Origin of the sequence: Parasphingopyxis marina (assembly GCF_014237875.1) — a bacterium.
In the GTDB taxonomy this organism is placed as follows: Bacteria; Pseudomonadota; Alphaproteobacteria; order Sphingomonadales; family Sphingomonadaceae; genus Parasphingopyxis; species Parasphingopyxis marina.
Genome location: NZ_JACJVJ010000001.1, coordinates 1,396,335 through 1,409,028 on the forward strand (window position 1 = coordinate 1,396,335; position 12,694 = coordinate 1,409,028).

Genomic DNA, 12,694 nt, shown 5'->3' on the forward strand with positions numbered 1-12,694 from the left:
ACGCAGCGCCGTGTGCCGCTGCATAGAAAAGCGGCATCGAAACAAAGGACCCGAAATGACTTATCGTATTAGCGGCCTTGCGCCCGAACAATTTGCCCCGCTCTTCGCGGCATCGCCCGAAGAACTCGCCACGTCCGGCGCGGTGCGCGTTACTGCATCCGCCAAGCCCGGTTATCCGTGCCGGGTGACGCTGGAGGATGCCGAGCCGGGCGAGGCGCTGATCCTGCTTCACCATGTCTCGCACGACGTCGAGACGCCCTATCGGTCGGCCTATGCGATTTTCGTCCGCGAAGGAGCGGACGAAGCCGCCGACTATGTCGATATGGTGCCGCCGGTCTTCGAAGGCCGGCCATTGGCGATGCGCGGATTCGACGGCGACGGAATGCTCGGCACAGCGATGCTCGCTCTGCCCGGCGAGGCCGATGCAAGGATCCGCGAGATGCTGGCGAACGATGCCATCGCCTATATCGATGTCCACAACGCCGCGCATGGCTGTTTCGCCGCGCGTGTGCAAAGAAACGGGGAATGACCATGCCTGACGCAGATACCGCTTGGCGCGCCGTGAAGGCGCGCGACCGCGGCTTTGACGGCCGCTTCGTTACCGGCGTGCTGACGACCGGCATCTATTGCCGCCCGTCCTGCGCCGCCCGCCATCCCAGGCGCGAAAATGTCCGCTTTTTCGCGAGCGGCGCGGAAGCGCGGGAAGCGGGCCTGCGCGCATGCAAGCGCTGCATGCCCGACAATGTCTCGCGTGACGAGGCGGCGGTCGCCGAAGCGGTAACGCTGATCGAACGGGCGGAAGAAACGCCCAAGCTCGATGCGATCGCCGAAGCGGTTGGCTATTCGGCGACCCATTTTCTGCGTGTGTTCAAGCGCGCGATGGGCGTGACGCCCGCCGCCTATGCGCGGCGGCTGCGCGGCGAACGTGCCGAGAAAGCCTTGATGCGCGAAGAGCGCGTGACCGATGCCATCTATGAAGCCGGCTATTCGGGTCCGGGGCGCTTCTACGCCGAAACCGGCAAGCGGCTCGGCATGACTCCCTCGGCCTGGCGCCGGGGCGGGAAAGGCGTCACCATCCGCTGGGCGGTCGCGCAGACGAGTCTGGGCGAGATGCTGGTCGCCGCAACCGACAAGGGCATTTGCCGCCTGTCTTTCGACGAGGGCGAGGAGGCGCTGCACAAGCGCTTTCCCCATGCCGAGATCGTCCGCGCCAATGGCGAGATGGCCGAACTGGTGAAGAAGACGGTCGCTGCGGTCGACAACCCTGCGCGCCAGCACAATCTGCCGCTGGACGTTCACGGCACCGCATTCCAGGAAGCGGTGTGGCGCGAACTCACCCGCATCCCGCCCGGCGAAACGCGCAGCTACGCGCAAATCGCCGCGGCCGTCGGCAAGCCCAAGGCGGTCCGCGCGGCGGGCTCGGCCAACGGCGCGAACAATGTCGCTGTCCTTATCCCCTGCCACCGCGTCATCCGCACAGACGGCAGTCTTGGCGGCTATGCCTATGGGCTGGAGATCAAGAAAAAGCTGCTGGAGAAGGAAAGCGCTGCGCGCTGAACCCTGCGCTTAACCAGCACGGAGGATCAGATACATCGCGGCGATCGCGGTCATGGTCCCGATCGCCGCGATGCTGAGCGCGCGTATCCAGGGGGCGGGCCGCGCATTATCGGGCATCGCGCACCGCGTCACCACAAGATGGTTGAGCAGCGCGACGACCGGGGCGATCAGGAAAGAGGCTGAGGTGACCAGGTCGATGAACACGCTGAAGTCCGAGAGCAGCAGGAACAGCACGGCGATCGCCAGACCGACTTCGATGAGAAGGAAAAGCCTATAGGCGCGCTTGAATCTCCCCGGATCTTCGGTTTTGCCGAAATCATCATAGCCGGCGGCGAACATCCGGGCATAGGCATCGGTTGCGGCGATTACGGTCGTCGCCATCACCAAGAGCGCGGCGATCGCCGCGAGCATCGCCGCCTGAGGCCCCAGTGTGCTGCGGTAGAGATCGATGACCTGCGCGGCAAAATCCGCTGCGCCGGAGGCCGGCTCGATGGTGTCGTTGTGCATGACACCGGCGCCCATGATGCAGAAGCAGAGCGCGAGTATGGTCGTGAGCGTATAGGAGGCGGCAAAGGCGCTGCGCGTTTCGCCGAGGCTCGACTGATCTGTGGCCGCGACATCCTTTTCGGCCTCCAGCGTCCACAGCGATACCGTCACAGAAGCATCGACAGGGTTGGGCATGAAGCCCGCAAGCGCGACGATAAACAGCAGCGCCAGCGGATCCACGGCCCAGCTGGTGTCGAACACCGTTCCCCATTCGATGCGTGGCAGTACGAGGGCGGTGGCAGCGAGGGTGGAAACGATCAGGAAGGCCAGCAGGACGCGGTTGATGCGGTCGAGCCAGGGATAGCCGCCGAATATCAGCACCACCGTCGCCGAGCCGAGGACGAGGCTGGCGAGCGCCGCGATCGAGAGCACGGGTCCGCCGAGCGCGGTCAGGATGCCGGCGGTGGTTGCGCTGGTGGCGGCGAGGACAATCGGCGCAATCGGCGCGATCACGACGAGAAAGAGGATCGGCGCCCACAGGCCGAGTTCGCGATAGCCGTGCAGCAGCGATTTGCGTGTCGCGTGACTGTAATCGATGCCGAAGCGGAATGCCGGATATTTGAGAAGGTTGATCAATATGATCACGCCGAACAGCGCGAGCCCGAACATCGCCCCGGCGCGGGTCGACTGGACGAGATGCGAAACGCCGACTGCAGCGCCTGAAAATAGTAGTCCCGGCCCGATGGCGCGCCAGATCCGCTCGCGACGTGAAATCATGCCCCTCTCCCCCGAGCAGACAGTGAACCAAAGTACGGCCCGCGGCTAGGGCGGCCGATGCCTATGGGCTGGAGCGCAAGGAGAAACTGCTGGCGAGGGAGGGGCGGACTAGCTGCCGCTTTCGGAAGCCTCCGCTTCGGGGATAGTTTCGGCATCCCCGGCCCGCGCCTGCGCCAAGATCGCCTGTGCGGGTTCGGTATAGCCAGTTCCATGGGGATTTTGCGCAAGTGGCGTGGCGATCCGTACCGCGTCGTCCAGCCTGCCTTGCTCGACATATTCCGTCGCGAGAAGGAAGCGGATATCGTCATTTTGCGGCACAAGGTTGAACGCCCGTTCCAGTGCGGCGACGGCTATCGCCGGTCGCTCGTTCCGGTCGGGAAATGAGGCGAAATAGGATGCGAGGGCGGACGGGTTGTTCGGCGCCGCGTTGTTGGCGCGTGCGATAAAGGTACGGCTTTCTTCCCAGCGGGGGTCTTCGGGGTTTTCGGTGGCGCGGGCCATTACAATTAGAATGTCGCCCTTCAAGATATTGGCATCGATATTATCGGGATCGATGGCAAGCGCATGTTCGACCCGTGCGAGCGCGCCGTCGAAATCGCCCTCGTGGAAAATGTCCCGTGCCAGTTCGACATGCGCCTGGGGATTGTTCGGATAATATTCGACGGCGCGCCGCACGGCTGCTTCCAGATGGCCCGGCTGACGGGGGGCAAGCAGGGCGATGGCGGCTTCCTCGTCGGACATCGGTGTGATCGAAACCGCATCTTCGGGGAGGGGGTCCAGCAGATAGGAAGATACCGAGAACCGGTTTCGCGAGAGATAACGCTGCATCATCCGGTTTACTGTCCGGCGCGACTGGCCAAAACTGTTTTCATAGGCTTCGCGCCCTGTTTCGCCGCGAACCAGCCGGTTGAGATAGTCCGAAAGCGCGGCGCCGACTTCGGCGTTATTGGCGGCCAGATGGACCAGGAGCCAGCCCTCGGCATAGGTCATATGATCATTTTCGGATTCGTTGGAGAGCATCCGGTCTGCCCGAATCCAGGTGCCGTATCGCAGCGAGCTCGCACGAAATTCGGGTGGGCTGCCGAGCCGGACCGAGCCGTCCTCGAGGAACTCGACTGTCGCGAAATATTCGGCGAACCCCTCAATATACCAAGCTGGATAGGCCGTCGGGAAATATTGCAGCATGAAGTGATGCGCATATTCGTGGAACAATATGTTGGTTGTCGTCATCCGGTTATAGCCGCTGCCGACGTCGCGCATGGGGGTCACTGCGATCGCGCCATCGACTGCGCCCCGGTAAAAGCCTGCGACTCCGCTCGGCGCATCGAAATAGCGGCGCACCGCCGCATCGTTCTCGACGATATAGATGCGAACCTTGAGTTCAGCGGGTTGTGCGGTCATCCCGGAATATAGCCGCAGCAAATGATCGAACTGCTCGAGCTCATTGGTGAAGCTACGCAGTTCGTCTGCCGGCTGCTCCGAATAGACTATGAAATGTGGCGATTCCGCGCGATGCCAATCGGCATGAGCAGCGGAAGATAAAGCCAGAAGGCAGAGGACAAGAAATATTCTATGCATTTTTCTTGGGCGTTATTGCGGTCTTGTTCTTCGGTAGTTCGGGATCGACGCGACCTCAATCCGCACCGTGTTTTTTGGCGGGGCTTTGCGGTCCGGCGAAAAATGCGTCGAGCATGGCCTGATCCTCGCCCGCGCCCTCCCCATCGTGCGCTATGTAACCGTAAAGCCGGGCAAAGCCTTCGTAGATCATCGCGCCGGCTTCCTCGTCGCCCAGGAAGTCCGCGATTTCGCGCATCTCGGCGATCCAGCGATAGGCTTTCGGATACATGCCGGGCACGCCGCGCTCGAAATGGCCGAGAAGATGGGGAAGCCGTTCGTCCAGTTCCGTGCGCAAGGCATCGCCGGCGCCGTGGCGCTGGGCGGCGAGCAAAATCGCCGTGCCGAGACCGATGACGCCCTTGTTGATCCCGGCGAAGCACATCTTGAGCGCCGCCGCCGCCCCGACGGGGCCGTCGATGGTGCGGACGTCGAGTCCGAAATCGCCGAGCGGGAGCGCGCGCTGGGCGTGCGCTCCCGAAAAATAGAAGACCGGGTTCTGCTGGTCCGATGGCGGCGAACCGATGATGACGCCGTCGACAAAGGCCGCGCCGGTCGCGGTGACGCGCGCCTCGAGCGCCTGTTTGGTTTCGGGGCTCAACGCGTTGCAATCGATATAGAGCGATCCCTCGCCAAGGTGATCGAGCAGCGCATCGACCGGCTCGCTGGCGGCGGCGGGCGGCAGGATGGAAAGGATGATGTCGGCCTCGGCAAGGCGCTTGTCCGGGGCGTCGTCCATTCCGGCCGCCCTGGCGCGGGCGCAGCTCGCCTCGCTGCGGCCTTCGAGCGATGTGAGGACGGTCGCGCCATGCGCGGTCAGCCGCGCGGCGACGGCGCTGCCCATGGCGCCGGGGGAGAGCAGGGCAATTGTGAGGGACATGGCGAGGCTTCCTTAGAGAAACGAATAGGGATCGACATCGACCGCGACCCGAACGCCGCGCGGGAATTCCATTTCGCCCAGCCAATTGCGGATCACCTCCTGCACGTCGAGGGCGCGGCGGGCGTGGACGAGGAGGCGCTGGCGGTGGCGGCCGCGCAGCATGGCGAGCGGCGCGGGGGCCGGGCCCAGCACCTGCATCCCGTCGACCTTGGGCGCGCGCTGGCCGATCATCCGCGCGGTTTCGAACGCCTCCTTCTCGTTCTCAGAGGAGATGATGATTCCGGCATAGCGACCGAAGGGCGGCGCGCCGGCAAGACGGCGGGCTTCGGCCTCGGCCGCGTAGAAGCTCTCGGCATCGCCGGAGACCAGTGCCTCGATCACAGGCGCCGATGGATCGTGGGTCTGGATGAAAACCCGGCCCGGCGTCTCGCCGCGCCCGGCCCGGCCCGATACCTGCATGATCTGCTGGAAGGTGCGCTCGCCCGCGCGCAGGTCTCCGCCTTGCAGGCCAAGATCGGCATCGACGACGCCGACCAGGGTGAGGTTCGGGAAGTGATAGCCCTTCGTCACCAGCTGGGTGCCGATGACGATATCGATATCGCCGGCCTCCATCCGGTGGACGAATTCGGCGGCCTTGGCGGGTGACCAGATCGTGTCCGAGGTGACGATCGCGGTCTTGGCGTCGGGAAACAGTTTCGCGGCTTCGTCGGCGATCCGCTCGACGCCGGGGCCGCAGGCGACCAGGCTGTCCTCAGCGCCGCATTCCGGGCATTCGGCGGGTGGCGGCATGACATGGCCGCAATGATGGCAGGCCAGCCGCGCAAGCAGCCGATGCTCGACCATCCAGGCCGTGCAGTTGGGGCACTGAAAACGGTGACCGCAGGTGCGGCACAAAGTGAGCGGGGCATAGCCGCGGCGGTTGAGGAAGAGGAGCGCCTGTTCCTTGCGCTCCAGTGTTTCCTCGACCGCTTTCACAAGCGTCGGCGCCAGCCAATGGCCGCGCGGCGGCGGGTCCTGCAGCATGTCGATGGCGGCGATGTCGGGCATTTCCGCGGCGCCGTAACGGCCGGGCAGGGTGACGATATCGTAGCGGCCGATGTCGACCATCTGCCGGGTTTCGAGCGCCGGGGTGGCCGAGGCGAGGACCACCGGGAAGTTGGCGAAGTTGCCGCGCATCACGGCCACGTCCCTTGCGTGGTACATCACGCCATCCTCTTGTTTAAAAGCGCTTTCATGGGCTTCGTCGACGATGATAAGGCCGAGATCGGGATAGGGGAGGAAGAGCGAGGAGCGCGCGCCGACCGTGACTTGCGCCTCGCCCTTGGCGATCGCGCGCCAGGCACGGCGGCGCTCCGATTGCCGCAGCCCCGAATGCCAGGCGACCGGTTCGCAGCCGAAACGCGCGGTAAAGCGGGTGAGGAAGGGCTCGGTCAGGGCAATCTCGGGGAGCAGCACCAGCGTCTGCCGCCCCATCCGCAGCGCCTCGGCCACCGCCTCGAAATAGACCTCGGTCTTGCCGGACCCCGTCACCCCGTCGAGCATGATCGGCGCAAACTTCCGCAACCTTACGGCCTCGACGAGCCGCGCCGAGGCAAGCTTCTGCCCCTCCTCGAGCAACGGCGGCGCAAACTCCGGATCGGGAAGCGGAAAGGGCGCGTCGAGCGACACCTCGACCGGCTCCAGCGCGCCCGTTTTCACCAGCCCGCGGATCACCGCGTCGGATACCTCGCCAATCTCGGATAGCTCGCGGATCAGCCCCTGTTCGTCGCCGATCAGTTCCAGCGCCTGTTCGCGTTTCGGCGTCATCCGCTCCGGCATTCCGCCGCTCGCGCGATATTCGGTCACTGTCTTCTCGCCCAAATAGCCGCTCGACGAGGAAAGGCTCATCCGCAGCACCGCGGCCAGCGGCGCGAGATAATAGTTCGCCGTCCATTCGATCAGGCGGCGCAGGCTATCGGGCAGCGGCGGCGCGTCATAGGCTTCCAGGATCGGGCGCAGCCGCGAATAGTCGACCTCGTCGGCCTCCAGCCGCCCCTCGTCCCAGACGACGCCGGTCACCTGGCGCGGCCCCAGCGGGACCTTCACGATGCTGCCGGGCGGCGCGACCATGCCGGGCGGCATGCTGTAATCGAGCGGCCCCAGGGCGGTGTTGAGGATGACGACGCGGACGCGGTTCATGGGCGCACCATAGGCAATACGATGGCGGACGGAAGCCATAGCGGCACCCCGGGTTCGGGACGGCGCCCTCTGGCTGATTCCACGCCCGCGCGCGGGCGCATTTACGAGTTGCAAGGCCGCACGCGGGGGAGGATATGCCGATGGACGGCCTGCGCTTGGCACGCCGTATCGATCGAGGATCACAGTCCATGAAGTTTCTCGGTATTTCGTCGAGGACGGCCGCCGCGCTATGCGCGACGGTCAGTGTCGTCGGCGCCGGATCGGCGCAGCAAACAAGCCAGGGTACCACCGAATATTGGATGACCGCGGATACGGCGTCGGGCATGGCGTCGATGATGGGCGGCGGCGCTACGGGCGGCGGCGGGCCCGATCCGTCGGCGGCGATGCGGATGATGATGGGCGGCGGGGGCGGGCAAGCCGCGCACCTGCTGAACCTGCGTCTCGCCTCGCCGCGGACGGCTGCCAATCCCGAGGCTGAGCATGTGCCGCCTGCAGTACTCGGTGCCGGCCACAGCCTCCCGCTCGTGACACCGCCGGCGAGCCGCCGGGCGGAAGCGCGCAACTCGATGGTGCCGGAGGGAATGGAGCGGCCGCGCGGACGCATTCTCATCTATTGGGGTTGCGGCGACCATGCCCGGCCCGGCCAGCCGGTCGTGGTCGATTTCGCGCAGCTGAGCGCGGGCGAGATTCCGGCCGCGTTCGGCAATGCGGGCATTTCGGGCATCGCGCTACCGGGGCCGGAAAGCCGTCCGGGCTATGGCGAATGGCCGAACCAGCGGACGCGGACGTCCGTTCCCGCCACCGGTTCGCTGGTCGGTGGGCATGTCGTGCGCGGCAATTACACGCCGGAAATCAGCTTCACGCTTACGCAGCAGCAGGATTTTCTCGATCCGGTGCGGCTGACGGCCAGCGAGGCGGCATCGTCCGGCGCGGTGCCGCTGGCCTGGGCGCCCGTCCCGGGATCGCGCGCATGGCTCGCCACGGTGTTCGGCGGCACGCAGCGCGGCGATGTCATCATGTGGAGCTCGAGCGAGGTCCAGGCACTGCCGATGGCCCTCGGCATGGGCCATTTCTCCGACGCCGATCTCGCCCGGGGTGTCCGCGAACGGCAGTTGCTTCCCGGTGAAACCGCGCGGTGCACCGTTCCGGCCGAGGTCGCCGGCGCCACCGAAGGCGCGATGCTGTCGCTCACTGCGTTCGGCGGCGAGGCGAGCTTCGCCCATCCCGTGCGCCCCGCCAACGCCCCGGCCTCCTGGCGGCCCGAATGGACGGTCACCCTGTTGCGCAAGTCGAGCCATATGAGCCTGCTCGGCCTCGACATGAGCGATATGATGGGCGCATCGGAGCGGAACGAAAACCCGGCCGAAGGCGAAGGCAATCCGCGGCGGCGGACGCTGCTCGATCGGCTGCGCGGCCAATAGGGCGTGCAGCCTTTCCTTCCGCGCAATCCCAACGCGGCAGCGGGGCAGGCATCGGAAGGCGGCCTGCCCGGGCCGCGATGACACTTTTCGGTCGCTTGTTCGTTCAAGACCCGTAACAAGCGACAGAGAAGGAGCAGGTGCGATGGCGACACGGGAGAATATCCGGAGGCGCGCGGTGCTGATGGGCGGCCTCGCACTGCCGCTACTCGCGCTGCCGGGCTGCACGGGCATGGGCGGCTTCGACCTGTCCGAAGCGATCCGGCGGATGCTGACGCTGTCCTCGCAGCGCGCCTTCGCTTCGCTTCTTGCCGAGGATGGTTTCTATTCGGACCAGCTCGCGCGGATCGACCTGCCCGATCAGATGGGCGGATCGCGCGCCGGCGGTATCGTGAACGCGCTGCTATCGACCTCGGCCGTGCGCAACCGGTTGCTCCATGTCCTCAACGATGCCGCAGCCGAAGGTGCCGAACGGGCCGCGCCGCTGGTTGCCGATGCGATCCGCAGCTTCTCGGTCGCCGATGCGTTGGCGATCGTCCGCGCCGCCAATGGCGATGCGGCGACCCAGGCGCTGCGCGGCCAGATGGGCGACGCGCTGGTGACGGCGATGTTTCCCGAGATCGGCACCGCGCTGCGCATCGCCGACGATCCGATCGTCGGCCAGGTCCTGCGGGCCACGACCGGCATTGATATCGCGGGCTTGGGCGAGCATGTCGCGCGCGAGGCGGCTAACGGCATCTACGCCGCGATGGGCCGGGAGGAAGCCGCGATTCGCGCCGATCCGCAGGCGACCGGCGATCCGATCATCATCGGCGCCTTCGGCCTGCTGCGCTGAGCGCCATGGCGGAGTCCGTCAGAAAAAGGCGGAGAGCCGCAGATTGGCAGCATGGATGATTTCGTCGTCTGCCGGGCGCCGCGTCCATTGATGGATATAGCCGACACTCAGCACGAGCGACGAGGAGATCGGCTGGGACAGCGTTGCCGTTCCGCGTAGCCGCGTAAATCCCTCGGTCCCGCCACGCGGACTGATAACCGTGACGAAGGCCTCGCCGCCAAGCGAGATGCGGGTATCTGCGTCGAGCAATCGCGACCAGCCGATCCGTTCGCGCAGCCGCCAGCCCATTTCGCTGGGGCCGGTGACGAAGCTTTGTTCGATCTGGGTCCGGCTCGAAAATCCGCCGCCGAGATCGATATCGAGCTGCTCAAACGGGCGTTCGAGGGTGCTGGTGCGCCGCCCGTGATCCAATATCTGGAGATGGACGAAGCCGGCACCCAGCGAGACCCTGTCGCTCAATTTGTAGATGGCGACGACGCGGCCGGAATCGGAATAGAGGCCGTCGCGGATCGTGCTGAAGCGCTGGCCGTAGCTGCCATATATTCGGGTGCGCGGATCGAGCTGGACGCTCGCCGAACCCGCCACCCATAATTGGGCGTCCGCCTCGGCGGCGCGGGCGGCCGGGGCAAGGCCGAACGCAAGCGTGGCCGCGACGAAAAGATGACGAATCACCCTAGCTTATTAACCGCGGCGGCAGGTTGTGGATAGCCAGATGAGCGGCCCTGTACTTATCGGCTATACGCGGGAAACCGACTCACCGCCGCAGCAGGATCGCCATTATGAAATTCTTTGCCGATACCGCCGATGTCGATGCCATTCGCGACCTTGCCGAAACCGGGCTCGTCGACGGCGTCACCACCAACCCTTCGCTCATCCACAAATCGGGCCGCGATATCCTGGAAGTGACGAAGGAGATTTGCGGGATCGTCGACGGGCCGGTGTCGGCCGAAGTCGTCGCCACCGATCACGAGACGATGATGAAGGAGGCTGAAGTCCTCCGGAAGATCGCCGACAATATCGCGATCAAGGTGCCGCTCACCGTCGACGGCCTGAAAACCTGCAAGAAGCTTTCGGGCGACGGCACGATGGTCAACGTCACGCTCTGCTTCTCGGCCAACCAGGCGCTGCTCGCAGGCAAGGCCGGGGCGAGCTTTATCTCGCCCTTTGTCGGCCGGCATGACGATATCGGCTATGACGGAATGAACCTGATCTCCGATATCCGGATGATCTACGACAATTATGATTTTCCCACCGAAATCCTCGTCGCCTCGGTCCGCCATCCGATCCATATATTGGAGAGCGCAAAGATGGGCGCGGATGTCGCGACGATGCCGCCCAATGTCATCCTGCAGCTGTTCAAGCATCCGCTGACCGAAAGCGGTCTTTCCGCCTTCCTCGCCGACTGGGAAAAGACCGGCCAGACGATCGGATAGGACTCCGTATCATGGGCCTTCCGGGAATCGCGCCTCCTTGCTAGAGTAATATTCTTACAAGGAGAGAAGTGCCGATGAGCGCCGCCCCCAATCTCGATTTCGCGCTCGGCGAGACCGCCGACATGATCCGCGAGACGACCAGCCGTTTCGCTGCCGACAAGATCGCGCCGCTGGCGGCGAAGATCGACGCCGAAGACTGGTTTCCGCAAGAGCTATGGCCGCAAATGGGCGAACTCGGCCTGCACGGGATCACCGTGGAGGAGGAGCATGGCGGCCTCGGCCTCGGCTATCTCGAACATTGCGTCGCGGTCGAGGAGATCAGCCGCGCATCGGCTTCGGTGGGGCTCAGCTACGGCGCGCACTCCAATCTCTGCGTCAATCAGATCCGCCGCTGGGGCAGCGACGAGCAGAAGGCGAAATATCTCCCCAAGCTGATCTCGGGCGAGCATGTCGGCAGCCTTGCCATGTCCGAATCCGGGGCGGGGTCGGACGTCGTCTCGATGAAGCTTAAGGCCGAGGCGGTGCAGGGCGGCTATGTGCTCAACGGCACCAAATTCTGGATCACCAACGCCGCCTATGCCAACACGCTTGTCGTCTACGCGAAAACCTCGCCCGACGAGGGATCGCGCGGGATTTCCGCTTTCCTCATTGAAAAGGACATGCCGGGCTTCAGCATCGGCCAGAAGATCGACAAGATGGGGATGCGCGGCTCGCCCACTGCCGAGCTTGTCTTTGACGATTGCGAGGTCGGCGAGGACCAGGTGATGGGGCCGACCAATGGCGGCGTCGGCGTGCTGATGAGTGGACTCGATTATGAGCGCGTCGTGCTCTCGGCGATCCAGCTCGGCATCATGCAGGCCTGTCTCGACACCGTCATTCCCTTCGTTCGCGAGCGCAAGCAGTTCGGCAAGCCGATCGGCAGCTTCCAGCTGATGCAGGCCAAGGTCGCCGACATGTATGTCGCGCTCAATTCCGCCCGCGCCTATGTCTATGCGGTGGCGAAAGCCTGCGACGCCGGGCAGACGACGCGCTTCGATGCGGCCGGCGCGATCCTGCTCGCATCGGAGAACGCGGTGAAGGTCGCCAATGAAGCCGTGCAGGCGCTGGGCGGCGCGGGTTACACGAAGGACTGGCCGGTCGAACGCTATATGCGCGACGCGAAGCTGCTCGATATCGGGGCGGGCACCAACGAGATCCGCCGCATGCTGATCGGGCGGGAGCTGATCGGCGGCGGCGCGTGAGCGAGACCACCCTCAACATCCTGCAATATTATGGCGCGGGGGCGGCGCTGCTGGCGGCGCTGGTCGTCTCGCTCAACCTCGGCGTCAAATGGACGGGCTGGGCGTTCGTCGTCTTCGTCACCAGCTCGATCGCGCTGATCGGCTGGGGTTTCCTCAACGACGAGGGCGCGGGCATCGGCTGGCAGAATATCGGGCTGCTCGCGATCAACCTGGTCGGCGTCTACCGCTATCTGATCGCCGGAAAACCGCCCGAGGCCCCGGACGAAAGCTAGAAG

At 65.1% G+C, this 12,694-nt stretch carries 12 protein-coding genes; 7 read left to right on the forward strand and 5 right to left on the reverse strand.

Annotated features, from left to right (window positions below; all coding sequences use genetic code 11):
• The first annotated feature begins 55 nt into the window (after positions 1-55).
• The gene (locus H6P80_RS06990) at positions 56-529 is read left to right on the forward strand and encodes a DUF1203 domain-containing protein (protein WP_185800578.1); all 474 of its coding nucleotides are present in this window, start codon (positions 56-58) and stop codon (positions 527-529) included.
• The gene (gene ada / locus H6P80_RS06995; protein WP_407947219.1) at positions 526-1,557 is read left to right on the forward strand and encodes a bifunctional DNA-binding transcriptional regulator/O6-methylguanine-DNA methyltransferase Ada; all 1,032 of its coding nucleotides are present in this window, start codon (positions 526-528) and stop codon (positions 1,555-1,557) included. The genes H6P80_RS06990 and ada overlap by 4 nt, the downstream gene beginning before the upstream one ends.
• Before the next feature lie 9 nt (positions 1,558-1,566).
• Here ada and H6P80_RS07000 read toward each other — a convergent pair whose 3' ends face one another.
• From H6P80_RS07000 to H6P80_RS07015, 4 genes are all read right to left on the reverse strand, one after another.
• Complete coding sequence (locus H6P80_RS07000; RefSeq protein WP_185800579.1) at positions 1,567-2,820, reverse strand: NRAMP family divalent metal transporter; 1,254 nt, start codon at positions 2,818-2,820, stop codon at positions 1,567-1,569.
• Between the two features lie 108 nt (positions 2,821-2,928).
• A complete protein-coding gene (locus H6P80_RS07005; RefSeq protein WP_185800580.1) occupies positions 2,929-4,221 on the reverse strand; it encodes a tetratricopeptide repeat protein in 1,293 nt (430 codons plus the stop codon).
• A gap of 232 nt (positions 4,222-4,453) precedes the next feature.
• Positions 4,454-5,314: an NAD(P)-dependent oxidoreductase gene (locus tag H6P80_RS07010; RefSeq protein WP_185800581.1), complete on the reverse strand. Its 861-nt coding sequence runs from the start codon at positions 5,312-5,314 to the stop codon at positions 4,454-4,456.
• A 12-nt stretch (positions 5,315-5,326) separates the two neighbouring features.
• Positions 5,327-7,492, reverse strand: a complete 2,166-nt coding sequence (locus tag H6P80_RS07015) for a primosomal protein N' (protein WP_185800582.1) — start codon at positions 7,490-7,492, stop codon at positions 5,327-5,329.
• A 188-nt stretch (positions 7,493-7,680) separates the two neighbouring features.
• On the opposite strand from H6P80_RS07015, the gene H6P80_RS07020 reads away from it, so the two are divergent.
• Positions 7,681-8,913 (forward strand): hypothetical protein, encoded by a 1,233-nt coding sequence (locus H6P80_RS07020; protein WP_185800583.1) that lies wholly within the window; start codon positions 7,681-7,683, stop codon positions 8,911-8,913.
• 142 nt (positions 8,914-9,055) lie between these two features.
• Positions 9,056-9,745 (forward strand): DUF4197 domain-containing protein, encoded by a 690-nt coding sequence (locus tag H6P80_RS07025; protein ID WP_185800584.1) that lies wholly within the window; start codon positions 9,056-9,058, stop codon positions 9,743-9,745.
• An 18-nt stretch (positions 9,746-9,763) separates the two neighbouring features.
• On the opposite strand, the gene H6P80_RS07030 is transcribed toward H6P80_RS07025, so the two are convergent.
• The gene (locus H6P80_RS07030; protein WP_185800585.1) at positions 9,764-10,417 is read right to left on the reverse strand and encodes a DUF2490 domain-containing protein; all 654 of its coding nucleotides are present in this window, start codon (positions 10,415-10,417) and stop codon (positions 9,764-9,766) included.
• 107 nt (positions 10,418-10,524) lie between these two features.
• Between H6P80_RS07030 and fsa the strand changes: the two genes are divergently transcribed.
• The 3 genes from fsa to H6P80_RS07045 all read left to right on the forward strand — a co-directional run bounded on the left by fsa (position 10,525) and on the right by H6P80_RS07045 (position 12,691).
• Positions 10,525-11,178, forward strand: a complete 654-nt coding sequence (gene fsa, locus H6P80_RS07035) for a fructose-6-phosphate aldolase (protein WP_185800586.1) — start codon at positions 10,525-10,527, stop codon at positions 11,176-11,178.
• 74 nt (positions 11,179-11,252) lie between these two features.
• Positions 11,253-12,419: an isovaleryl-CoA dehydrogenase gene (locus H6P80_RS07040; RefSeq protein ID WP_185800587.1), complete on the forward strand. Its 1,167-nt coding sequence runs from the start codon at positions 11,253-11,255 to the stop codon at positions 12,417-12,419.
• Positions 12,416-12,691: a hypothetical protein gene (locus H6P80_RS07045; RefSeq protein WP_185800588.1), complete on the forward strand. Its 276-nt coding sequence runs from the start codon at positions 12,416-12,418 to the stop codon at positions 12,689-12,691. Before H6P80_RS07040 ends, H6P80_RS07045 begins: the two co-directional genes overlap by 4 nt.
• Positions 12,692-12,694: the final 3 nt, after the last annotated feature.